Below are 21,538 nucleotides of genomic sequence, written 5' to 3'. Positions count from 1 at the left end.
CCGCCCGACGGGTTTGCGTGACCCCCGTGCCGGCTGGTCCTCTGGAGCACAGACCGCCGGGATCGGGACCGATCCGGCCGGGCCTCCGACGCTCGCACAGCGAGCGCGGGCAGCGCCCCCGCACCCCTCCCGCCGCCGTGTGGGAGTGGCGCGCGGGAGCAGGCCGGGCCTCCCGAGAACCGGAGAGCACGACGTTCGGAGCAGTGTGCCTTCCCAGCAGACGAGCAGCCTCGCCCACCGTGTGGGCGCCCTCATCGCCGCAGCAGGGCGCAGCCGCGCCCTGGTCGTCGGACTCACCGCCGTGGTGGTGCTGGCCGTGGCCGGCACGACCCTCGGCTACGCCTCCCTCGGCAAGTCGGTGACGGTCTCGCTCGACGGCCAGGAGCGCGAGATCACCTCGCGCGCCGGCACCGTCGGCGAGGTCCTCGAGGCCGAGGGCATCGAGGTGGGCCAGCACGACGAGGTCGCCCCCGACCTCGGGGAGTCCGTGGAGGACGGCAGCGCGATCAGCGTGCGCTTCGGTCGCCCGCTCGAGGTGAGCGTCGACGGCGAGGAGGAGACCTACTGGGTCACCGCCACCGACGTCGCCGGGGCCCTCGACCAGATCGGCCGCGGGTTCACCGACGCCGACCTGTCGCTGAGCCGTGGCGGCTTCATCGACCGCAGCGGCGCCTCGCTCGAGGTGGTCACGCCCAAGCGGCTCACGCTGGCGCTGGCCGGCAAGAAGCCGGTGGAGCGCGAGATCACCGCGCTGACCGTCGAGGACGCCCTCGACGAGCTCGGCGTCGAGGTCGACCGGAGCGACAAGGTCCGTCCCTCCCTCGACACGGCGCTCGAGGACGGCGACAAGCTCGTCTTCACCGACATCCGACGTGTCGAGCGCACGGTCAAGGGCGAGAGCCTGCCCTTCGACACCGTCGAGCGCTCCGACTCCTCGCTCTACGACGACCAGACCTCGGTGGTCCGCGAGGGCCGCGCCGGCAGCCGCAACGCCACCTACGCCGTGACCATCCGCAACGGCGAGGTCGTGGCCCGCAAGCTCGTGCGCAGCACCCTCACCTCGGCGCCGGTCGACCGTGTCGTCGCGGTCGGCACGAAGGAGCGCCCCGCCCCGGAGCCCGAGCCCGCCGCCCCCGTCTACAGCGACGGCGGCACCGTGTGGGACAGCCTCGCCCAGTGCGAGTCGGGCGGCAACTGGGCCATCAACACCGGCAACGGCTACTACGGCGGCCTCCAGTTCAGCCTCGGCACCTGGCAGGCCTACGGCGGCACCGGTCTGCCGAGCAGCGCCTCGCGCGAGACCCAGATCGCCATCGCCACCAAGGTGCGCGACGCCTCCGGCGGCTACGGCGCCTGGCCGGGCTGCGCGGCGTCCCTCGGCCTGCCGACCTGAGTGCTGGCACTACGCTGACCCGCATGTCCCACCCCTCCGCCGGTCCCGCGGTCCCACGACTGCTCGGGCCGGCGGAGGTGCGTCTGCTGGCGGCCGAGCTCGACCTGCGCCCCACCAAGCAGCGCGGCCAGAACTTCGTCATCGACGCCAACACCGTGCGTCGCATCGTGCGCGCGGCCGAGGTCACCGCCGCCGACACGGTGCTCGAGGTCGGCCCCGGCCTCGGCTCGCTCACGCTGGCCCTGCTGGAGACCGCGGGCCGGGTCGTGGCCGTGGAGGTCGACCCCCTGCTGGCCGGTCGCCTGCCCGCCACGATCGAGGAGTTCGCGCCCGGCCGGGCCGACCGCTTCGAGGTCGTGCTCGCCGACGCCATGCGCGTCGCGGAGATCCCGGGGCTCCCGCCGACCGCCCTGGTGGCCAACCTGCCCTACAACGTCTCGGTGCCGGTGCTGCTGCACCTGCTCGGGCTGCTGCCCAGCCTGGAGCGCGGCCTGGTCATGGTGCAGGCCGAGGTCGCCGACCGGCTCGCCGCCGAGCCCGGCTCGAAGGTCTACGGCGTGCCCTCGGTCAAGGCGGCGTGGTACGCCGACGTGCGCCGCGCCGGCTCCGTGGGCCGCAACGTGTTCTGGCCCGCGCCCAACGTCGACTCCGGGCTGGTCGCCTGGACCCGCCGCGAGCCGCCCGCCACCACCGCGACCCGCGCCGAGGTCTTCGCCGTGGTCGACGCCGCCTTCGCCCAGCGCCGCAAGGCCTTGCGCGGGGTCCTGCGGGGCCTGGCCGGCTCGGCGGAGGCCGCGACCGCCGCGCTCGAGGCCGCGGGGGTCGACCCGATGGCTCGCGGTGAGTCGCTGCGCGTCACCGACTTCGTGCGGATCGCCGAGGCCCTCGGGGCCGTCGCCGGGCCCGGCCCTGACGGCTCCGTCGGATCGAGCCCGGGGGAGGCGCCGGCGTGAGCGTCACGGTGCGGGCCCCCGCGAAGATCAACCTCCACCTCGGCGTCGGCTCGCTCGGCGCCGACGGCTTCCACCCGCTCGCCACGGTCTACCAGGCCATCGGCCTCTACGACGACGTCACCGTGCACGACGCTCCCTCGTGGGCCGTGGAGGTGCGGGGCGATCGCCACGTGCGCGTGCTCGACGTGCCCGCGGACGACGACAACCTCGCCGTGCGCGCCGGGCGCGCCCTGCTGGCCCACCACGGCCTCGAGCGGGCCGCACGCATCGAGATCCACAAGGGCATCCCGGTGGCGGGGGGCATGGCGGGCGGTTCGGCCGACGCGGCGGCCACCCTGGTGGCCCTCGACCGGCTCTGGGACCTGCAGACCCCCGACGACGACCTGCTGGAGGTGGCCGGCCGGCTGGGCAGCGACGTGCCCTTCGCCCTCCTGGGCGGCACGGCCCTCGGCGAGGGCCACGGGGAGCAGGTCAGCGCGGTCGACGACGCCGGTGCCTGGTGGTGGGTGGCGGTGCTCAGCGACCGCGGCCTCTCCACCCCCGAGGTCTACCGGCGCTTCGACGAGAGGCTCGACGGCCTGCGCCTGCCGGCGCCCGAGGTGCCCGGCGCGCTGCGGGTCGCGCTCGGCCAGGGCGACCCCGGCCGCCTGGCCCAGACCCTCGCCAACGACCTGCAGGCGCCCGCGCTCGACCTGCGGCCCGACCTGGCCGCGGTCTTCGAGGCAGGCGCCTCTGTCGGTGCACTGGCCTCGCTGCTCTCCGGCTCCGGGCCCACGGTCCTCATGCTGTGCGACGGGATGCCCCACGCCCAGGAGGTCACCGCCGGCCTCACCGCGCTGGGTCACGAGTCCGTGCTGGCGGCCCCCGGTCCGGTCGCCGGCGCCCACGTGGTCGAATACGCCTGACATGCCCAACCTCCTCAACCTCGAGCGCGTCTCGAAGTCCTACGGCGTGCGGCCCCTGCTCACCGACGTCTCGCTCGGCATCGGCGCCGGCGAGCGCATCGGCATCGTGGGCCGCAACGGCGACGGCAAGACCACGCTGCTCGAGGTCATGACCGGCCTCGAGGAGCCCGACACCGGTCGCGTCTCGCGCCAGCGCGGGCTGCTGGTGGGCTACCTCCACCAGGGTGACGAGCTGCTCGACACCCACACCGTGCGCGAGGCCGTGCTGGGCGGGCGCTCCGACCACGAGTGGGCCGCCGACTCCCGCACCCGCGAGGTGGTCGAGGTGCTGCTGGCGGGCGTCACCCTCGACCGCTCGGTCGCGGGCCTGTCCGGTGGGGAGCGCCGCCGCTGCTCGCTGGCCGCCCTGCTGCTGGGCGAGCACGACCTGGTCGTGCTCGACGAGCCCACCAACCACCTCGACGTCGAGGCCGTGGCCTGGCTGGCCGCCCACCTGGTGCAGCGCAGCTCGGCCATGGTCGTGGTGACCCACGACCGCTGGTTCCTCGACGAGGTGTGCCAGTGGACCTGGGAGGTCCACGACGGCCAGGTCGACGCCTACGAGGGCGGCTACGCCTCCTTCGTGCTGGCCAAGGCCGAGCGCTCCCGCCAGGCGGCCGCCGCCGAGACCCGTCGCTCCAACCTGGCCCGCAAGGAGCTGGCCTGGCTGCGCCGCGGCCCGCCGGCGCGCACCTCGAAGCCGAAGTTCCGCATCGACGCCGCCAACGCCCTCATCGAGGACGTGCCGCCGCCGCGCGACCGGCTCGAGCTGCAGCGCTTCGCGACCCAGCGCCTGGGCAAGGACGTCGTCGACCTCGAGGACGTCGACCTCGTGCGCGGCGAGCGACGTCTGCTCCACCACGCCACCTGGCGCCTGGGCCCGGGGGACCGCGTCGGCATCGTCGGCGTCAACGGCGCCGGCAAGACCTCCGTGCTCTCGCTGCTCTCCGGCGCGCTGGCCCCGGCCTCGGGCAAGGTCAAGCACGGCCGCACGGTCGCGCTGCAGCACCTCACCCAGCAGCTCGACGACCTCGACCCCGACGGTCGCGTGCTGCCCACGCTGGAGTCGATCCGGCGCGTCAGCAAGACCCTCGACGGGGTGGAGCTGACCGCGACCTCGCTGCTCGAGCGCTTCGGCTTCACCGGTGACAAGCTCACCACCCGCATCGGCGACCTCTCCGGTGGGGAGCGCCGCCGCTTCCAGCTGCTGCGGCTGCTGCTGACCGAGCCCAACGTGCTGCTGCTCGACGAGCCCACCAACGACCTCGACATCGACACCCTCAACGTGCTCGAGGACTTCCTCGACGGCTGGCCCGGCACCCTCGTCGTGGTCTCCCACGACCGCTACTTCCTCGAGCGGGTCACCGACTCGGTGTGGGCCCTGCTCGGCGACGGCCAGATCGCGATGCTGCCGCGCGGCGTCGACGAGTACCTCGAGCGGCGCACCGCGGCCCTCGCGGTCTCCACGACCCCCACCACGAGCGAGGCCGCGGCGACGGCCGCCACCGCCGCGGCTGCTGCAGCGTCCCCGGCGGGCGCCCCTCCGGCGGCGGCGTCCTCCACCCGCGCCAAGGCGGGCTCGGCCGAGGAGCGCGCCGCCCGCAAGGCGGTGGCCCGGATCGAGAAGCGCCTGGCCCGCATCGCCGAGCAGGAGGCCGCCCTCAACGCCCAGGTGGTCGAGCACGCCCAGGACTACGCCCGCCTGGCCGACCTGGGCGCCGAGCTCGCCGTGCTGGCCGACGAGCGCGACGAGCTCGAGCTGGAGTGGCTCGAGGCCGCCGAGGTGCTGGAGTAGCCACCCGCGTGGCCCTCTCCCCCGGGAGGGTGACCGGGGCCCGATTTTCCTGGCGTGAGGTGCGTCACTCAGGTCTCATGGGGGTACGCCGATGAGGACGGTGTACCCCCGACCGCGAGGAGGCCCGATGGCGACCACCCGTCACCGCGACGTGCTCGTGCTCTCCGGTGGTGCCTCGCGGGGCGCCGTGCAGGTCGGCATGGTGCAGGCGCTGCTCGAGTCGGGCGTGCGCCCCGCCGCCTACGTCGGCACCTCGGTGGGCGCCCTCAACGCGACCTTCCTGGGCAGCCACGACGGACCCGACGCGGGCGAGCAGCTCGCGCGACGCTGGCGCGGCATCGACACGCGTGAGGTCTTCGCGGTCAGCCACGGGACCCGTCGGGGACACCTCGCGCGACACCCGGCCCCGCTCTGCGCCGCCGACGGGGTCGCGCGGCTGGTGCGGCGCTGGGCGCCGTACGTGAGGCTGGAGGACCTGCCGGTGCCGGTGCGGGTGGTCACCACGCGCCTCGACAGCGGGGTGGCGGTCTACCACGACCGCGGCGACCTCCTCGACGTGCTGCTCGCCTCGACCGCGCTGCCCGGTGTCTTCGACCCGGTGCGCCTCGCCGACCCGACCTCGGGCTGGCAGGTGCCTCACGTCGACGGCGGCCTCGCCGACCTCGTGCCCGTCGCCGGCGCCCGCGCGCTGGCGCCCACCCGGGTCTGGGTGCTCGACGCCACGGTCCCGACCCGCATCGAGCGGGTGCGCTCTCCGCTCGACGCCCTGCTGGCCGGGCTCGCGGAGTCGTTGCGGGTGCGCCCCGCGGTCGACCTCGGCGACATCGAGGTGCACCACCTGACCGCCCCCGACCTGGGCGTGAGGATGCACGACTTCCGCCGCACCGAGGAGCACATCGCGCTGGGCCGGGCCTCGGTCGCCGCCGCCCTGGCCGGGCCGGCCGACCAGGTCGAGCCCGTCGCTGTCCCGGCGGCCGAGGCCCCGGTGACCGGGCTCGCGGCCCCGGTCGCGCCGCAGCGGCCCGAGCCGTCGGTCGCCGCCTGACGCGAGCCGGTCCGCGCGCGGACGGGCGCGGGTCAGGAGAAGGGCACGAGCAGGGTGCGCAGCAGGCGGGCCAGCTGCTCGCGCTCGCGCACCGGGAGGTCGACCAGCAGCGCGTGCTCGGCGGCGATGAGCGCCCCGAAGGCCTCGTCGACCGCCGTCTTCCCGTGCGGGGTGAGCCGCACGATGACCCCACGCCGGTCGTCGGGGTCGGGGGAGCGCTCCACGAAGCCGCGGGCGGCGAGCCGGTCGACCCGGTTGGTCATGGTGCCGCTGGTCACGAGGGTCTCGCGCAGCAGCCGGCCGGGGGAGAGCTCGTAGGGGGCGCCGGCGCGACGCAGCGCGGCCAGGACGTCGAACTCCCACGACTCCACGTCGGCGGCGGTGAAGGCCTCGCGGCGGGCCAGGTCGAGGTGGCGGGCGAGGCGGGAGATCCGGCTGAAGACGGCCACCGGGGCGAGGTCGAGGTCGGAGCGCTCGCGCGCCCACGCCTCGATCAGCTCGTCGACCTCGTCCCGCATGGGGCCAGCCTAGGCCAGATCGAGAATCTTGACGTCAAGAGGTGTTAGTGTCTTGACGTCAAGACACTTCTCACGCGTGACGACCCGATGGAGCGAGGACGACGTGCACGACCTGACCTGGGACCCCGAGCGCTACCTCACCTACGCCGACCAGCGCGGTCGTCCCTTCGTGGAGCTGCTCGCCCGCGTCGGCGCCACCACCCCCGACCTCGCCCCCGCCGACGTGCTCGACCTGGGCTGCGGCCCGGGCAACCTCACCGAGCTGCTCGCCCGGCGCTGGCCCGACGCCACCGTGCGCGGCCTCGACAGCAGCGCCGAGATGGTCGCCGCGGCCCGCGAGCGGGGCGGGCCGGTCGACTACGAGGTCGGTGACCTGCGCGACTGGGCCGAGCGCGCCGAGGAGCAGGTCGACGTGCTGCTGACCAATGCCACGCTCCAGTGGCTGCCGGGCCACCTCGAGCTGCTGCCGCGCCTGGTCGCGCGCGTGCGCCCGGGCGGCTGGTTCGCCATGCAGGTGCCGGGCAACACCGGCGAGCCCAGCCACGAGCTGCGCCGCGAGCTCGCCGCGGAGGCGCCGTACGCCGCCCACACCGCGGGGGTCTCCTCGCCCGCCAGCCACGACGCCGTCGCCTATTTCGACGCGCTGGTCGCGGCCGGCTGCGTCGACGTCGACGCGTGGGAGGCCACCTACGTGCACGTGCTCACCGGCGAGGACCCCGTCTTCACCTGGATCTCCGGCACGGGCGCGCGACCGACCCTCCAAGCCCTGCCCGACGCGCTGCGCCCCGACTTCGAGGCCGAGCTGCGCCGCCGCCTGGCCCGCGCCTACCCCCGTCGCGCCGACGGGTCGGTGCTGCTGCCCTTCCGTCGGGTCTTCGCCGTCGCGCGGGTGCCGGAGGTCCGGCGGTGAGCGCCCGGCTCCACCACGTGCAGGTGTCGTGCCCGCCCGGGGGCGAGGACGACGCGCGCCGACTCTGGGTCGGGGCGCTGGGTCTGGTCGAGGTCGAGAAGCCGCCGGCGCTGCGGGCGCGGGGCGGGGCGTGGTTCCGCTCCTACGACGAGCAGGGCCGGGTCGTCGCCGAGGTGCACGTGGGCGCCGAGGCCGACATGGTGCCCGCCCGCCGCGCCCACCCGGCGCTGCTGCTCGACGACGAGGCGGCCCTCGAGAGCGCTGCCGACCGGGTCGCCGCGCTGGGCCTGGAGGTCGACCGCAGCGAGCGCGGCACCTTCCCCGGCTACCTGCGCCTGCACGTCAGGGACGCCGCGGGCAACCGCGTCGAGCTGCTCGCCCCGGGGCCGGACTGAGGGGTCGGACCGGGGATCTGACCGGGCGCCTGGGCGGGGTCCGGGGCTGGACGGCAGCGCCGCCCGAGGGCGACCCCTCGGGCCAGGCGGGGGGAGCCCGTCCCGAGGGGCCGTCCACGTGCGGCGCCGCCGGCGCCGGCCGTGACGGCCGTGGTGCCGGGGCGCGGTGGGGGCACGACCCGGCCGGTGCGGTCGACGGTAGCACCGGCGGGGCCTCCCGGTCCGACCGGTCGAGACCTGCGGTGCGGCGGTCCCGGGCGTGCCGCGCGGGCGGTGGGACGGGTGCTGGCGGCAGAAGTTACCGTCGAGTAATGTGCGGCCCATGAGTCAGGTCCTCTCGCTGTGGCGCACCACCAGCAACCTCCCCGTGATCGGCCGGAGCGTCGGCACCCGGGTGTTCTCGGTCCTCTTCGGTCAGAAGGCGCCCTACTTCGCCTCGATCCGCCCACGCTTCACCGTGCTGGAGCCCCACCGCGCCGAGCTCGTGATCCCGAAGCGTCGCGCCGTGCACAACCACATCGGCACCGTGCACGCCATCGCGCTGTGCAACGGCCTCGAGGCGGCCATGGGTGCCCTGGCCGAGGCCTCGATCCCCTCCGACAAGCGCTGGATCCCCCAGGGCATGGAGGTCCGCTACACCGCCAAGGCGACCAGCGACATCACCTGCATCGCCGAGACCGACCCCGAGCAGTGGTCCTCCGAGACGCTGCCCGCCGCCGGGGGCGAGGTGCCCGTGCGGGTGCGCGGGGTGCGCGACGACGGCACCGTCGTCATCGAGGGCGTCATCCGGCTCTGGGTCACCCCCAAGCCCGCCCGCGCCTCCTGACCCGGCGGCCGGGCCGGGGCCGGGCCCGGGGGGTCGCAGCGCGCGTTGGGTGGGCGCCACGGTGCCGCCGTACCCTGGGACGGCCATGACTGCTGCCCCCGAGACCGTCCCCGCCACCGTCGAGTCCGCCGAAGCCACGGCCGACGTCGCGGCGGCGACCCGCACCTACGAGGTCCGCACCTACGGGTGCCAGATGAACGTCCACGACTCCGAGCGGCTCACCGGCCTGCTGGAGGACGCGGGCTACGCCCCCTTCGCCCGCCCCGGGGCCGGCGAGGCCGGCACCACCGCGGAGGCCGTGCCCGACGTGGTGGTCTTCAACACCTGCGCCGTGCGGGAGAACGCCGACAATAAGCTCTACGGCAACCTGGGCCACCTCGCCTCGGTCAAGGCCCGCCACCCCGGCATGCAGATCGCCGTCGGCGGCTGCCTGGCGCAGAAGGACCGCTCGACGATCACCGAGCGCGCGCCCTACGTCGACGTCGTCTTCGGCACCCACAACATCGGCTCGCTCCCGGTGCTGCTGGAGCGGGCCCGGGTGCAGGAGGAGGCGCAGGTCGAGATCCTGGAGTCGCTCGACGTCTTCCCCTCCACGCTGCCGACCAGGCGGGAGTCGGCGTACGCCGCCTGGGTGAGCGTGTCGGTGGGCTGCAACAACACCTGCACCTTCTGCATCGTGCCCGCGCTGCGCGGCAAGGAGCGGGACCGCCGCCCCGGGGAGATCCTGGCCGAGATCGAGGCGCTGGTGGCCGAGGGCGTCAGCGAGATCACCCTGCTGGGGCAGAACGTCAACGCCTACGGCGTGGAGTTCGGCGACCGGCAGGCCTTCTCCCAGCTGCTGCGCGCCTGCGGGAGCATCGAGGGGCTGGAGCGGGTCCGCTTCACCTCGCCGCACCCCGCGGAGTTCACCGACGACGTCATCGAGGCGATGGCCGAGACCCCCAACGTCATGCCCTCGCTGCACATGCCGCTGCAGTCGGGCTCCGACAAGGTGCTCAGGGACATGCGCCGCTCCTACCGCTCGGCGAAGTTCCTCGGGATCATCGAGCGGGTGCGTGCCGCGATCCCCGACGCCGCGATCACCACCGACATCATCGTCGGCTTCCCCGGGGAGACCGAGGACGACTTCGCCGAGACGCTGCGCGTGGTCCGCGAGTCGCGCTTCGCCAGCGCCTTCACCTTCCAGTACTCCAAGCGCCCCGGCACCCCCGCCGCGACGCTGCCCGACCAGGTGCCGCCCGCGGTGGTCAAGGAGCGCTACCAGCGCCTGGCCGCCCTGGTCGACGAGATCGCCTGGGAGGAGAACAAGGCCCTCGTGGGGCGCACCGTCGAGCTGATGGTGGCCGAGGGCGAGGGCCGCAAGGACGCCGAGACGCTGCGGCTGTCGGGACGTGCGCCCGACAACCGTCTCGTGCACTTCGCCGCCCCCGAGGAGCGCGTGCGCCCCGGCGACCGGGTCACGGTGGAGATCACCCACGCCGCTCCGCACCACCTGGTCGCCGACCGCGTACTCGGCTCGCGACGCACCCGGTCGGGCGACGCGTGGGAGGCCCGCACCGCCGCCCCCGCCGCGAGCGCCGGCGTGGGGCTCGGCATGCCGGGCGTCGGCGTGCCGGCCCCGCTGCCGCCCGTCAACGCCTGCGGCTGACCCGCGCCGACCCGAGCGGTCGGGGCCGGTGGGCGCCGTAGCCGAACGGGCACAGTCGTCACGTGCCGCCCGGCGGGCTGCGGTACGACGGGGCGCGGCCGGCGGGTCGGGACGCCGGCGGGCGACTGTGCCCGTTCGGCTCCGCGGCTGTGGAGAGCACCCGCACCACCACGCCTGCGCCGGGCACCATCGGCGCATGGCGTCGGCGTGCGTGGTGGAGGTGCTGACCCGGCTCGGCGGGGTGGCCTCGCGGCACGACCTGGTGGAGGCGGTGGGGAGTCGGGCCGAGGTCGACCGCGCGCTCGCTGCCGGCGACGTGGTGGTGCTGGCCCGCGGCCGCTACGCGCTGCCGGCGGTGGACGAGGCGCGCGCCGCCGCCCACCGGCTGACCGGCACGGTGTCCCACCTCAGCGCCGCGCTCCACTGGGGATGGGCGGTGCTCACGCCGCCGTCGCGACCGGTGGTCACGGTGCCGCGCAACCGCAGGGTCACGCCGGCACAGGCACGCGGCGTGCAGGTGCGCTGGTCGCGCCTCGACCCCGCCGTGGACGTCGAGGACGGTGTCACCGCACGGGAGCGCACGCTGCGCGACTGCCTGCGCCACCTGCCCTTCGCCGAGGGCCTCGCCGTCGCCGACTCCGCGCTGCGCGCAGGGGTGCCGCGGTCAGCGCTCGACCGAGTGGCGCGGGAGGCACGTGGTCCTGCGACCGCGCAGGTGCGGCGCGTGGCGGGTGAGGCGAGCCTCCTGGCCAGCGGCCCCTTCGAGTCGGCGCTGCGGGCCGCGGCCCTCGACGTACCGGGGCTGCGGGTGGAGCCCCAGGTGAGCATCCACGACCCGGGCTTCCTGGGGCGTCCCGACCTCCTCGACCGGCGGCTGCGCCTGGTGCTGGAGGCCGACTCGTTCGCGTGGCACGGGTCGCGCAGCGCGCTCGCCGAGGACTGCCGGCGCTACGACGCCCTCAGCGTGGCCGGGTGGCTCGTGCTGCGCTTCTCCTACGAGGAGGTCGTCGGCCGGCCGCACCGTGTGACCGAGACCCTGCGGGCCGCCGTGGCCGAACGGGCACAGTGCCTGTGCCCGGGGTGCCGCACCGTCCCTGACCCGCGCGACGTCGCGGGTCGACCACCGTGCGGGCCGGGCTGATCGGCACTGTGCCCGTTCGGCTCCGGCGGCGTCCGGCGTGGGCGACGCTCAGACGGGGGCGTCCTCGTCGTCGGCGTCGGGACCCTCGTCCTCGCCGCCGGGGGAGCGGGTGGCCTTGGTGCTGGTGTCCTCGCGCTCGCGGGTGGCCACGGGGGAGTCCTCGGTGGCCGGGTTCGACTCCGGGGGGAGGTCGGGCACGATGACCTCCTGCTCGCCGGTGTCGAGGGCGTCGGCGCCCCCGGGGTTGGGCTCGCCGGGCTCGATCGAGGGCTCCGGCATCGGGCCCAGGTCGCCCTGGTCCTGCGCGGTGGTCTCGTCGGTCTGGTCCTGGGGGGTCTCGCTCATCGGGGCCTCCTGGGTGTCGGGGGTCGGGTGTGCGGGGGTCGGGTGGAGTGCTGCGGCGGAGGGTCCGCCGGCTGCGTCAGAAGCCGAAGGTCGAGTACGGCGTGGTCGTGCCGGCGCCGAGGGCCGAGAGCACGGCCCGCTCGTGGGGCACCACGGGCTGCGGCAGCTCGCCGAGCTCGCCGAGACCCACCCAGCGCAGGCCGGCGCACTTCTCGGGCTCGACGACGCGCGGCTCCCCGGTCCAGGCGCGCGCGGTGAAGAAGAAGTCGATGCGCTCGTCGATCGGCTCGCCGCCGCGGGTGCGGTGCATCGCGGTGACGAAGGTGAGGTCGAGGTCGCTCACGCCGAGCTCCTCGGTGGCCTCGCGCTGGGCGGCGGCGTAGGCCGTCTCGCCCTGCTCCACGTGGCCGGCGGCGGCCGCGGCCCAGTGGTCGTCCATGTAGCCGGTGCCCCGGCGCAGCTGCAGCAGCACCTCGGTGCCGTGGGCCCCGTCGCGGGTGAGGAAGACGTAGGCCGCCGGGACGACCACGAAGCGACCGAGCTCCTGGGGGGTGCGGCCGGCCGGGGTGGAGGCGGTGGTCACTGGGACGGCTGGTCCAGGGAGGTCTCGGCGTTCTCCTCCTGGGCGGCCTCGGCGGCCTGGTCGCCGTCGCCGCCGCCGGGCAGGTCGCTGGAGTGCTCCCCGGGCGGCTCCTCGGTGAGGTCGTAGGCGTCGTTGCGCTCCTCGGGCACGGGCTGGCTCATCGGGGGCCTCCTGCGGGGCCGGTGGGCCCGGTCGGACCCGCGGGGCCGGCGGGCCCGTCGCGGAAGTCGTCGTTCTTGCCGTCGAGCTTGTCGAGGCCGTCCTTGGCCTTGGCCACGCCCTTGGCGATCTTGTCGCTGTGCTTGCCGCCGGTGCGCTTGTCGGCGGCCGCGGCGGCCTTGTCGATGCCACCGGAGATCTTGTCGCCGTGCTTGTCGACGGCGTCGCTGACCTGGCGCTTGACCTTGTCGAGCCTGGCCTTGTCGAAGAGGCCCATGTCGTCTCCTGTGTCGCCTCGGGATGGCTGGGATGTCGCGTCGTGCCGGGTGGTCGCCGCGGGGGCGGTCCGTGCTTGCCACACTAACGACATGACCAGCGCCGACGGGACGCCCGAGGGGGTGTGCGGACCCGTGCCCGTGGTGGCGGTCGTCGGGGCGACGGCCTCGGGCAAGACCGCGCTGTCGCTCGACCTGGCCGAGGCGCTGGGCGGCGAGGTGGTCAACACCGACGCCATGCAGGTCTACCGCGGCATGGACGTCGGCACGGCCAAGCTCCCGGTCGGGGAGCGCCGGGGTGTGCCGCACCACCTGCTCGACGTGCTCGACGTGCGCGGGTCGGCCAGCGTCGCGCAGTTCCAGCGGTGGGCCCGCGACGTGGTCGACGACCTCCGTGGGCGGCGCCGCGTGCCGGTGCTGGTGGGTGGCTCGGCGCTCTACACCCGCGCCGTGCTCGACCGCTTCGACTTCCCGGGCACCGACGAGGCCCTGCGCTCGCGGCTGGAGGCGGAGCTGGCCGAGGTCGGGCCGGTGGCGATGCACGCCCGCCTCGCCGCCGTCGACCCGGAGGCCGCCTCCCGCATCCTGGTCGAGAACGGTCGGCGCACGGTGCGCGCACTCGAGGTGGTCGAGCTCACCGGTCGCCCCTACAGCGCCTCCCTGCCCCGCCTGGAGTACGTCGGGCCCGCGACCGTGCAGGTGGGCGTGGACATCGACCGGCCGACCCTCGACGCCCGCATCGAGCAGCGGGTCGACGCGATGTTCGCCGGCGGCCTGGTGGCCGAGGTGGAGCGGCTGCTGGGCGAGGGCCTGGCCGAGGGGCGCACGGCGGTGCGGGCCATCGGCTACCGCGAGGTCGCGGCGTACCTCGCCGGGGAGCTGGGGCTCGAGGAGGCGCGCGAGCGCACCGTGAGCGCGACGCGGCGCTTCGCGCGGCGCCAGGACGGGTGGTTCCGCAAGGACCCCCGGGTCGTCTGGGTGCGCCACGACGACCCGGAGCGGCTCGACCGCGCGCTGGAGGCCGTGCACCGCGCCGTGGACGGGGCAGGATCGACCCCGTGACCCGGGTGACCTACTACACCGCGACCACGCTCGACGGCTTCCTCGCCGACGAGCACGACTCCCTGGACTGGCTCTTCACCCAGGACACCGACGCCGACGGGCCCATGGGCTACACCGGCTTCATCGCCGGCATCGGGGCGATGGTGATGGGCGCGACCACCTACCAGTGGCTGCTCGACCACGCCGCCGCCACCGGCGAGCCGTGGGGCTACGACATCCCGTGCTGGGTCTTCACCCACCGCACCTTCCCCGAGGCCGAGGGCGACGTCCGGTTCGTCGGCGGCGGGGTGGAGGAGGTCTGGCCCGAGGTCGTGGCGGGAGCGGCCGGGGGCGACGTGTGGGTCGTCGGCGGCGGCGACCTGGCGGCGCAGTGGGCGCTGGCCGGCCACCTCGACCGCCTGGTGGTCTCGATCGCGCCGGTCACGCTGGGGGCGGGGCGCCCGCTCTTCCCCCGTCCCTTCGACCTCAGGCTGGTCGACCTGGCCCGCAACGGCGACCTGCTCTGCGCGACCTACGACGTGGTGGGCCCGCGCGGCTGAGGCCGCGCCGAGGGGTCGCCACCGCGGGCCGGTGAGGCCTGCCGTCGGTCGGCGACCTGGTGCAGGATGGGCGGCACCCGCAGGCCGCCCCCGGGCCGCCGCCGACCACCCCACCTCTCGGAGCCCCGTGATGCGACGCCCCCGCCCGCCCCGTCCCTCCCGCCTGGCCGCCGCGGTCGCGGCGCTCTCCTGCGCCCTGGTGGCCGCGCCGGCCCTCGCCGCGCCCGACGCCCCCGACACCGGCTCGGACGTCGGCCCCGTCGGCCCCGTCGGCGTGGTCGGACCGGCCGACGCGCCCGCCGCCCGCGCCGGGGTGCCGCCCAAGCAGGCCACCGCGGTCGGCACCGGGGGCGCCGTCACCTCGGTCGACCCCTACGCCACCCGCGTCGGCATGGCCGTGCTCAAGCGCGGCGGCAACGCCGTCGACGCCGCCGTCGCCACGGCGGCGGCGCTGGGCGTGACCGAGCCCTACAGCGCCGGCATCGGCGGCGGGGGCTACTTCGTGCACCTCGACGGGCGCACCGGGAAGGTGTCCACCGTCGACGGGCGCGAGACCGCCCCGCTGTCGGTCCCGCGCGACGCCTTCCTCGACCCCGGGACCGGTGAGCCCTACCCGTTCACCCCCGACCTGGTGACCAGCGGCGTCTCGGTCGGCACGCCCGGCACCCTCGCCACCTGGGAGCGGGCCCTCGAGCGGTGGGGCAGCGTGCCGCTGCGCCGCGCGCTGAGGCCGGCCGCCCGGCTGGCCCGCACCGGCTTCGAGGTTGACCAGACCTTCGCCGACCAGACCGAGGACAACGTCGAGCGCTTCTCGGCCTTCCGGTCCACCCGGCGGCTCTTCCTGCCCGGGGGCGAGGTCCCGGCCGTGGGCTCGACCTTCCGCAACCCCGACCTGGCCGCCACCTACGACCTCGTCGGCCGGCGCGGCACCCGGGCGTTCTACCGCGGCGACCTGGCCGGCGACGTCGTACGTGCCGCGCGGCGCCCGCCGGTCACGGCCTCGACCGACCTGCCGGTGCCCCGCGGGCACCTCCAGCGCCGCGACCTCGCCGCCTACCGCGCGGTCGACCGGGCCCCGACCCGCGTCGACTACCGCGGCTACGACGTGTGGGGCATGGCCGGGTCCTCCAGCGGCGGCACGACCGTCGGCGAGGCGCTCCAGGTGCTCGAGCGGTTCCCCCTGCCGGAGCTCGACGACGTCGACGTGCTCCACCACTACCTCGAGGCCAGCGCCCTGGCCTTCGCCGACCGCGCGGAGTACGTCGGCGACCCCGCCTTCGTCGACGTGCCCCGCCGGCGGCTGCTCTCGGAGCGGTTCGCGGCCTCCCGGGCCTGCCTGATCGACCCCGACCGCGCCGCGACGAAGCCCGTGGCCGCGGGCGACCTCGACGCCACCGGGGCCGACTGCGACACCGCCCGCGCCGGGGCGGTCGCGGAGGACCACGAGAACGTCGAGACCACCCACCTCACCACCGCCGACCGCTGGGGCGACGTCGTCTCCTACACCCTCACCATCGAGCAGACCGGCGGGTCGGGCATCGTCGTGCCCGGGCGCGGCTTCCTGCTCAACAACGAGCTCACCGACTTCAGCCTCGAGTTCGACCGCACCGACCCCAACCGGCTCCAGCCCGGCAAGCGCCCGCGCAGCTCCATGGCGCCCACGATCATCACCGAGCAGGTCGGCGACGGCGCGGGGGAGCGCACCGTGCCGGTCCTGGCGATCGGCTCGCCCGGCGGGTCGACGATCATCACCACGGTGCTGCAGAGCATCGTGGGCTACCTCGACCGCAGCCTGCCGATCACCGAGGTCGTCGCCGACCCGCGCGGCTCCCAGCGCAACACCCCCGCCGTCAGCGCCGAGCCCGGGTTCATCGACCGCTACGGCGCCGCCCTGGAGGCCTACGGCCACGACCTCCAGCCCGCCGGCGACGCCTTCACCTCGCAGGCCGAGATCGGCGCCCTCACCGCGATCGAGTTCGGCCCCCGCAGGCGGCTCACCGCCGTCGCGGAGCCGGAGCGCCGCGGCGGGGGCTCGGCCCGGGTCCTCGACCCGACCGGCTGAGCGGGAGGATCGACCCATGCCCGCGCACCGCACGCCCTACCCCTTCCTCAAGGGGCACGGCACCGAGAACGACTTCGTGCTCCTGCCCGACCACGACGGCACGGTCCACGGCGACCTCGACCCCGCCCGGGTCAGGGCGCTGTGCGACCGCCGGGCGGGCATCGGGGGCGACGGCGTGCTGCGCGTCGTGCGCACCGCGGCCCTCGACGGCGGGGTGGCCGGCCCCGGCTCGCCCGCACCGGAGGGCTCCCCGGAGTGGTTCATGGACTACCGCAACGCCGACGGGTCGGTCTCGGAGATGTGCGGCAACGGCATCCGGGTCTTCGCCCGCCACCTGGTCGAGGAGGGCCTCGCCGACCCGGCGCGCCCCCTCCCGGTGGCCACGCGCGACGGGGTCAAGACCATCCGGCTCGAGGGCGACCTGGTCGCCGTCGACATGGGCCCGCCGGCCCTGCTCGGCCACACGGAGGTCACCGTCGGCGCGACCCGCTGGCCGGCGCGTCACGTCGACATGGGCAACCCCCACGCGGTGGCCTTCGTCGACGACCTCGCCCCCACCGGGCCCGTCGGGGCCCTGCGCGAGGCCCCCGGGCACGACCCCGCGGTCTACCCCGCGGGCGTCAACGTGGAGTTCGTCGTACGCCGGGGGGAGCGGCACGTCGCGATGCGGGTGCACGAGCGCGGCTCCGGCGAGACCCGCTCGTGCGGCACCGGGGCCTGCGCGGTCATGGTGGCGGCGGCCGAGGCCGACGGGCTCGGGCCGGCCGACGGTGCGGAGTACCGCGTGGACCTGCCGGGCGGCACGCTCACGATCGCCTGGACCCCGCAGGACCGCGTGCTGATGACCGGCCCGGCCGTCGTGGTCGCCCGCGGCACCACCGCGCTGTAGCACCCGCGCCGACCGTGACAGCGGCGCTGTCGCGGGAGTACCAGGAGGTGGGAGCGGGTACTCCGCGCCCACTATGCTCGCGGCCATGGACATCAACGGATGCAGTGCCATCGTCACGGGCGGGGCGTCGGGCATCGGCGCGGCCGCCGCCCGCCAGCTCGCCGCCAAGGGCGCGGTCGTCGTGGTCGCCGACCTCCAGGCCGACAAGGGCGAGGCCCTGGCCCACGAGATCGGGGGCGTCTTCGCCCAGGTCGACGTCACCGACACCGAGCAGATCAAGGCCGCCGTCACCGCCGCGGCGCAGATCGCGCCGCTGCGCGCGGTGGTCAACTCCGCCGGCATCGGCTGGGCGCAGCGCACGATCGGTCGCGACGGGGAGTTCGACTCCGCCCACGACCTCGAGGCCTACACCCGCGTCATCGCGATCAACCTCATCGGCACCTTCGACATGACCCGGATCGCCGCCACGGCGATGAGCCGCAACGAGCCCGACGCCGACGGCTGCCGCGGCGCCATCGCCAACCTGACCAGCGTCGCGGCCTTCGACGGCCAGATCGGCCAGGCGGCCTACTCCTCCTCCAAGGGCGGCGTGGTCGGCATGACCCTGCCCGTGGCGCGCGACCTCTCGGCCTCCGGCATCCGTCTCAACACCATCGCGCCGGGCCTGGTCGACACCCCGATCTACGGCGAGGGCGAGGACGCCGAGGCGTTCAAGGCCAAGCTGGGCCAGAGCGTGCTCTTCCCGCACCGCCTGGGTCGCCCCGAGGAGCTGGCCAGCATGGTGGTCGAGACGATCACGAACTCGTACATGAACGCCGAGGTCATCCGCGTCGACGGCGGCATCCGGATGCCTCCGAAGTGACGCTCCCGGGCCGCTGCGGCGGCCCTCCCTCGGCCGGCGGGGTGGGGCGCGGCTTGAGCGCTCCCGGGAGACTGGGGCGGTGACCGGTCCCCTGGAAGCCGCCCCCCGCCTCGTGGCGACCCACGCCCCCCGCGACCCCGAGGGCGTCGTGGTCGTGCTCCACGGCGGCGCCAACCGGCAGGGCGACCCGCGGGTCAGCCCCACGCAGCTCTCGGTGCTGCGCATGGTGCCGACCGCGCGGCGGGTGGCCCGCGCGGGCGGCCGACGCCTGGCCGTCGTACGTCTGCTCAACAGCCACCGGGGCTGGGCCGCCGACCACACCCCCCTCGACGACCTGCGCTGGGCGATGGCCCGGCTGCGCGAGCAGTACGGCGACCTGCCGGTCGGCCTGGTCGGTCACTCCCTCGGCGGCCGCGCCGCCCTCCTCGGCGGCGCGCAGGACGGCGTGGTGAGCGTGGTGGCCCTCAACCCGTGGGTCTACCCGACCGACGGCGTGCCGCTGCCGGGGCGCCGCGTGCTGGTGGTGCACGGCCAGCAGGACCGCATCGCCCAGCCCTCGCACGCCGAGGCCGTCGCCCGTCGCATCGCCGCCTCGACCGACGTGGGCTTCATCCGGGTGCCGGAGGGCAAGCACGCGATGCTGCGCCACGGCGGGGACTTCGACGGCTACGCCGCGCAGTTCAGCGTCGCCTCGCTGCTCGGCGCCGACGCCGTGCGCCTCGACCCGCCCGTCGCCCAGGTCCTCGCCGGCGAGGAGTGGGTCACCGCCTGACCGGCCCGGTGCGGCCGCTCAGCCGAGCCGCAGGTCGCTGAGGTCCAGCACGAGGTCGGCGCGGGGCGCGGCAGCCTCCACGAGCCGGGCGTTGGGCCCGTCGACCCGCTCGACCCACGCCCGCGCCTCGGCGGGCGACTTGCCGAACTCCTCGTGACGCGTCACCAGGCGCGCGAGCCGCAGCGGCTCCGCGACGCGCAGGTGCCACACCGCGTCGAGCTGGTCGTGCACCCGGGCCCAGGCCCCGTCGAGCAGCAGGTAGTTGCCCTCCACGACCACGAGGTCGACGCCGCCGGGCACCGGCAGCGCGCCGGCCAGCGGCTGCTCCAGGCCGCGCTCGAAGGCCGGTGCCATCACCAGCGACTCCCGGCCGCGCACCCGGGTCAGCAGCGCCGCGCAGCCCTCGGGGTCGAAGGTCTCCGGTGCGCCCTTGCGCGCGAGGAGCCCGCGGCGCCGCAGCTCGACGTCGGCGAGGTGGAAGCCGTCCATCGGCACGACCGCCGCGCCCGAGCGCGCCGCCAGCAGCGCGGCGAAGGTCGACTTGCCGGCCCCGGGCGCGCCGGTGAGGCCGAGCATCCGCGCCCCACGCTCGCGCAGGCCCGTGAGCAGCGCGTCGAGAGCGGTGTCGAGGGCGGGTCCGTGGGAGGGCAGCCGGGTGACGCCGGGAGCGCCCGGGGCGTCGGGGCGGCTCGCGGCACCGGGGCCGGCAGCGGTCGGGTGGGGCACCCGCCGATGATCGCGCAGCGCGGGCGCCGGTGGGCGGATCCGGTGCGGCCGGGGGAGTAAACCCGCTCGCGGTGTTGTTCCCCCACACCTACCCTGGAGGCATATGACCCACGCACACGACCTCACCCTCGACTCCGACCTCGAGCCCGATCTCGACTCCGGGCTCGACTCCGCGCTGGCCGAGACGGCCGACTGGGAGGACCCCGACGTCGAGTCGGGCTACGCCGCCGACGGGCCCGACCCGGAGGACGACCCCACCACGGGCGCCATGGACCTCGCCGAGCGTCACCAGCTGCGCAGCGTGGCCAGCCTGCGCACCGAGCTCGAGGACATCACCGAGGTCGAGTACCGCCAGCTGCGCCTCGAGCGCGTCGTGCTGGTCGGGGTGTGGACCGAGGGCACCACGCAGGACGCCGAGAACTCCATGGCCGAGCTGGCGCTGCTGGCCGAGACCGCGGGCTCGGAGGTCCTCGACGCGATCTACCAGCGTCGCCAGTCGCCCGACCCGGCGACGTACGTCGGTCGCGGCAAGGTGGAGGGCCTCAAGGAGATCGTCGCGGCCACCGGCGCCGACACCGTCATCTGCGACGGCGAGCTGGCCCCCAGCCAGCTGAGGAACCTCGAGGACCGGCTCAAGGTCAAGGTCGTCGACCGCACGGCGCTGATCCTCGACATCTTCGCCCAGCACGCGAAGTCCAAGGAGGGCCAGGCCCAGACCGAGCTGGCCCAGCTCAACTACATGAAGCAGCGCCTGCGCGGCTGGGGTGGCAACCTCTCGCGCCAGGCCGGTGGCCGGGTCGCCGCCGGCGCCGGCATCGGTGGTCGCGGTCCGGGTGAGACCAAGATCGAGACCGACCGCCGCCGCATCAACACCAAGATCGCCAAGCTGCGCCGCGAGCTCAAGGAGATGAAGGGCACCCGCGACACCAAGCGGGCCGACCGCAAGCGCCACCAGATCCCCGCGGTCGCGATCGCCGGCTACACCAACGCCGGCAAGTCCTCCCTGCTCAACCGGCTCACCAGCGCCGGCGTGCTCGTCGAGGACTCGCTCTTCGCGACCCTCGACCCGACCACGCGCCGCACCACGACCTCCGACGGTCGCGTCTACACGATGAGCGACACCGTCGGCTTCGTGCGCCACCTGCCCCACCAGCTGGTCGAGTCCTTCCGCTCCACGCTGGAGGAGGTGGCCGACGCCGACCTGCTGCTCCACGTCGTCGACGGCTCCCACCCCGACCCCGAGGGCCAGCTGGCCGCCGTGCGGGAGGTACTGGCGGAGATCGACGCCGGCGACGTGCCCGAGCTGGTGGTCATCAACAAGGCCGACGCGGCCGACCCCATGGTCATCGCCCGGCTGCGGGCCCGTGAGCCCCACTCCGTGGTCGTCTCCGCCCGCACCGGCGAGGGCATCGCCGAGGCCCTGGCCGTGATCGAGGCCGAGCTGCCCCACCCGGAGGTCGCCTTCGAGGCGCTGCTGCCCTACGACCGGGGCGACCTGGTCAACCGGCTGCACCAGGAGGGCGAGATCGACAGCATCGAGCACACCGCCGACGGGTCCGTCGTGCGCGGCCGCGCGACCGAGGCGCTGGCCGGCGAGCTCGCGCCCTACCTCCTCGACGCGGGCGTCGGCACCGCCACGATCGGGTAACGACCGGTCCCGATGTGCTGCGCGGCCCCCGGGTCGTGCCGCACCCTG

The 21,538-nt window shown here is 75.4% G+C and carries 23 protein-coding genes; 17 read left to right on the top strand and 6 right to left on the bottom strand.

Features of this window, described 5'->3' with window-relative positions; all coding sequences use genetic code 11:
* Nucleotides 1-205: 205 nt before the first annotated feature.
* The 5 genes from IR170_RS19505 to IR170_RS11020 all read left to right on the top strand — a co-directional run bounded on the left by IR170_RS19505 (nt 206) and on the right by IR170_RS11020 (nt 6,130).
* Nucleotides 206-1,393: a ubiquitin-like domain-containing protein gene (locus IR170_RS19505; protein WP_319805025.1), complete on the top strand. Its 1,188-nt coding sequence runs from the start codon at nt 206-208 to the stop codon at nt 1,391-1,393.
* A 23-nt stretch (nt 1,394-1,416) separates the two neighbouring features.
* Entirely contained in the window at nt 1,417-2,346 is a 930-nt protein-coding gene (gene rsmA / locus IR170_RS11035; protein ID WP_193663630.1) for a 16S rRNA (adenine(1518)-N(6)/adenine(1519)-N(6))-dimethyltransferase RsmA, read from the top strand.
* Entirely contained in the window at nt 2,343-3,251 is a 909-nt protein-coding gene (locus IR170_RS11030; protein WP_193663628.1) for a 4-(cytidine 5'-diphospho)-2-C-methyl-D-erythritol kinase, read from the top strand. Before rsmA ends, IR170_RS11030 begins: the two co-directional genes overlap by 4 nt.
* Before the next feature lies 1 nt (nt 3,252).
* The gene (locus IR170_RS11025) at nt 3,253-5,085 is read left to right on the top strand and encodes an ABC-F family ATP-binding cassette domain-containing protein (protein WP_193663570.1); all 1,833 of its coding nucleotides are present in this window, start codon (nt 3,253-3,255) and stop codon (nt 5,083-5,085) included.
* Nucleotides 5,086-5,212: 127 nt separating this feature from the next.
* Nucleotides 5,213-6,130 carry a patatin-like phospholipase family protein gene (locus tag IR170_RS11020; protein ID WP_193663421.1) on the top strand — a complete coding sequence of 306 codons (918 nt, stop codon included), beginning with the start codon at nt 5,213-5,215 and terminating at the stop codon, nt 6,128-6,130.
* Between the two features lie 32 nt (nt 6,131-6,162).
* Here the strand turns inward: IR170_RS11020 and IR170_RS11015 are convergent, their stop codons facing one another.
* Complete coding sequence (locus IR170_RS11015) at nt 6,163-6,648, bottom strand: MarR family winged helix-turn-helix transcriptional regulator (protein WP_193663419.1); 486 nt, start codon at nt 6,646-6,648, stop codon at nt 6,163-6,165.
* Between the two features lie 76 nt (nt 6,649-6,724).
* Here IR170_RS11015 and IR170_RS11010 point away from each other — a divergent pair, with 76 nt between their 5' ends.
* The 5 genes from IR170_RS11010 (at nt 6,725) to IR170_RS10990 (ending at nt 11,568) form a co-directional block, all read left to right on the top strand.
* Entirely contained in the window at nt 6,725-7,558 is an 834-nt protein-coding gene (locus IR170_RS11010; RefSeq protein WP_319805024.1) for a methyltransferase domain-containing protein, read from the top strand.
* Nucleotides 7,555-7,953, top strand: coding sequence for a VOC family protein (locus IR170_RS11005; protein ID WP_193663417.1), 399 nt, complete (start codon nt 7,555-7,557; stop codon nt 7,951-7,953). The genes IR170_RS11010 and IR170_RS11005 overlap by 4 nt, the downstream gene beginning before the upstream one ends.
* A 322-nt stretch (nt 7,954-8,275) precedes the next feature.
* The gene (locus tag IR170_RS11000; protein WP_193663416.1) at nt 8,276-8,779 is read left to right on the top strand and encodes a hotdog fold domain-containing protein; all 504 of its coding nucleotides are present in this window, start codon (nt 8,276-8,278) and stop codon (nt 8,777-8,779) included.
* An 85-nt stretch (nt 8,780-8,864) separates the two neighbouring features.
* Entirely contained in the window at nt 8,865-10,427 is a 1,563-nt protein-coding gene (miaB, locus tag IR170_RS10995) for a tRNA (N6-isopentenyl adenosine(37)-C2)-methylthiotransferase MiaB (protein WP_193663415.1), read from the top strand.
* A gap of 196 nt (nt 10,428-10,623) precedes the next feature.
* Entirely contained in the window at nt 10,624-11,568 is a 945-nt protein-coding gene (locus tag IR170_RS10990) for a DUF559 domain-containing protein (protein ID WP_193663414.1), read from the top strand.
* Nucleotides 11,569-11,616: 48 nt separating this feature from the next.
* Here IR170_RS10990 and IR170_RS10985 read toward each other — a convergent pair whose 3' ends face one another.
* The 4 genes from IR170_RS10985 to IR170_RS10970 all read right to left on the bottom strand — a co-directional run bounded on the left by IR170_RS10985 (nt 11,617) and on the right by IR170_RS10970 (nt 12,932).
* Nucleotides 11,617-11,913 carry a hypothetical protein gene (locus tag IR170_RS10985; RefSeq protein ID WP_193663413.1) on the bottom strand — a complete coding sequence of 99 codons (297 nt, stop codon included), beginning with the start codon at nt 11,911-11,913 and terminating at the stop codon, nt 11,617-11,619.
* A 76-nt stretch (nt 11,914-11,989) separates the two neighbouring features.
* Nucleotides 11,990-12,496: an NUDIX hydrolase gene (locus tag IR170_RS10980; protein WP_193663412.1), complete on the bottom strand. Its 507-nt coding sequence runs from the start codon at nt 12,494-12,496 to the stop codon at nt 11,990-11,992.
* Entirely contained in the window at nt 12,493-12,657 is a 165-nt protein-coding gene (locus IR170_RS10975) for a hypothetical protein (RefSeq protein WP_156718300.1), read from the bottom strand. The genes IR170_RS10980 and IR170_RS10975 overlap by 4 nt, the downstream gene beginning before the upstream one ends.
* Nucleotides 12,654-12,932 carry an antitoxin gene (locus IR170_RS10970; protein WP_056865743.1) on the bottom strand — a complete coding sequence of 93 codons (279 nt, stop codon included), beginning with the start codon at nt 12,930-12,932 and terminating at the stop codon, nt 12,654-12,656. The genes IR170_RS10975 and IR170_RS10970 overlap by 4 nt, the downstream gene beginning before the upstream one ends.
* A 91-nt stretch (nt 12,933-13,023) precedes the next feature.
* Here IR170_RS10970 and miaA point away from each other — a divergent pair, with 91 nt between their 5' ends.
* The 6 genes from miaA to IR170_RS10940 all read left to right on the top strand — a co-directional run bounded on the left by miaA (nt 13,024) and on the right by IR170_RS10940 (nt 19,116).
* Nucleotides 13,024-13,992, top strand: coding sequence for a tRNA (adenosine(37)-N6)-dimethylallyltransferase MiaA (gene miaA / locus IR170_RS10965; RefSeq protein ID WP_193663382.1), 969 nt, complete (start codon nt 13,024-13,026; stop codon nt 13,990-13,992).
* Entirely contained in the window at nt 13,989-14,531 is a 543-nt protein-coding gene (locus IR170_RS10960; RefSeq protein ID WP_193663381.1) for a dihydrofolate reductase family protein, read from the top strand. The genes miaA and IR170_RS10960 overlap by 4 nt, the downstream gene beginning before the upstream one ends.
* A gap of 130 nt (nt 14,532-14,661) precedes the next feature.
* Nucleotides 14,662-16,593: a gamma-glutamyltransferase gene (gene ggt, locus IR170_RS10955; RefSeq protein ID WP_193663322.1), complete on the top strand. Its 1,932-nt coding sequence runs from the start codon at nt 14,662-14,664 to the stop codon at nt 16,591-16,593.
* 16 nt (nt 16,594-16,609) lie between these two features.
* The gene (gene dapF, locus IR170_RS10950; RefSeq protein WP_193663320.1) at nt 16,610-17,482 is read left to right on the top strand and encodes a diaminopimelate epimerase; all 873 of its coding nucleotides are present in this window, start codon (nt 16,610-16,612) and stop codon (nt 17,480-17,482) included.
* An 85-nt stretch (nt 17,483-17,567) separates the two neighbouring features.
* Nucleotides 17,568-18,344, top strand: coding sequence for an SDR family NAD(P)-dependent oxidoreductase (locus IR170_RS10945; protein WP_056865811.1), 777 nt, complete (start codon nt 17,568-17,570; stop codon nt 18,342-18,344).
* Nucleotides 18,345-18,423: 79 nt separating this feature from the next.
* Entirely contained in the window at nt 18,424-19,116 is a 693-nt protein-coding gene (locus tag IR170_RS10940) for an alpha/beta hydrolase (protein ID WP_251532516.1), read from the top strand.
* Nucleotides 19,117-19,134: 18 nt separating this feature from the next.
* Here the strand turns inward: IR170_RS10940 and IR170_RS10935 are convergent, their stop codons facing one another.
* Nucleotides 19,135-19,842 (bottom strand): nucleoside/nucleotide kinase family protein, encoded by a 708-nt coding sequence (locus IR170_RS10935; RefSeq protein WP_319805023.1) that lies wholly within the window; start codon nt 19,840-19,842, stop codon nt 19,135-19,137.
* Between the two features lie 103 nt (nt 19,843-19,945).
* Here IR170_RS10935 and hflX point away from each other — a divergent pair, with 103 nt between their 5' ends.
* Entirely contained in the window at nt 19,946-21,490 is a 1,545-nt protein-coding gene (hflX, locus tag IR170_RS10930) for a GTPase HflX (protein WP_193663318.1), read from the top strand.
* The last annotated feature ends 48 nt before the right edge of the window (nt 21,491-21,538 follow it).

Source organism: Nocardioides kribbensis (assembly GCF_015070375.1).
Classification (GTDB): Bacteria; Actinomycetota; Actinomycetes; order Propionibacteriales; family Nocardioidaceae; genus Nocardioides; species Nocardioides kribbensis.
Note: the sequence above shows the minus strand (reverse complement) of the source record. Positions and strands in the feature narration are given on the sequence as shown.

Excerpts from the sequence above, each read along its gene's own strand:
- dapF (WP_193663320.1), top strand. The coding sequence starts at position 16,610 with ATGCCCGCGCACCGCACGCCCTACCCCTTCCTCAAGGGGCACGGCACC.
- IR170_RS11000 (WP_193663416.1), top strand. The coding sequence starts at position 8,276 with ATGAGTCAGGTCCTCTCGCTGTGGCGCACCACCAGCAACCTCCCCGTG.
- miaB (WP_193663415.1), top strand. The coding sequence starts at position 8,865 with ATGACTGCTGCCCCCGAGACCGTCCCCGCCACCGTCGAGTCCGCCGAA.
- IR170_RS10945 (WP_056865811.1), top strand. The coding sequence starts at position 17,568 with ATGGACATCAACGGATGCAGTGCCATCGTCACGGGCGGGGCGTCGGGC.
- miaA (WP_193663382.1), top strand. The coding sequence starts at position 13,024 with ATGACCAGCGCCGACGGGACGCCCGAGGGGGTGTGCGGACCCGTGCCC.
- IR170_RS10990 (WP_193663414.1), top strand. The coding sequence starts at position 10,624 with ATGGCGTCGGCGTGCGTGGTGGAGGTGCTGACCCGGCTCGGCGGGGTG.
- rsmA (WP_193663630.1), top strand. The coding sequence starts at position 1,417 with ATGTCCCACCCCTCCGCCGGTCCCGCGGTCCCACGACTGCTCGGGCCG.
- IR170_RS10985 (WP_193663413.1), bottom strand. The coding sequence starts at position 11,913 with ATGAGCGAGACCCCCCAGGACCAGACCGACGAGACCACCGCGCAGGAC.
- IR170_RS11015 (WP_193663419.1), bottom strand. The coding sequence starts at position 6,648 with ATGCGGGACGAGGTCGACGAGCTGATCGAGGCGTGGGCGCGCGAGCGC.
- IR170_RS10970 (WP_056865743.1), bottom strand. The coding sequence starts at position 12,932 with ATGGGCCTCTTCGACAAGGCCAGGCTCGACAAGGTCAAGCGCCAGGTC.
- IR170_RS11020 (WP_193663421.1), top strand. The coding sequence starts at position 5,213 with ATGGCGACCACCCGTCACCGCGACGTGCTCGTGCTCTCCGGTGGTGCC.
- IR170_RS10975 (WP_156718300.1), bottom strand. The coding sequence starts at position 12,657 with ATGAGCCAGCCCGTGCCCGAGGAGCGCAACGACGCCTACGACCTCACC.
- hflX (WP_193663318.1), top strand. The coding sequence starts at position 19,946 with ATGACCCACGCACACGACCTCACCCTCGACTCCGACCTCGAGCCCGAT.
- ggt (WP_193663322.1), top strand. The coding sequence starts at position 14,662 with ATGCGACGCCCCCGCCCGCCCCGTCCCTCCCGCCTGGCCGCCGCGGTC.
- IR170_RS11025 (WP_193663570.1), top strand. The coding sequence starts at position 3,253 with ATGCCCAACCTCCTCAACCTCGAGCGCGTCTCGAAGTCCTACGGCGTG.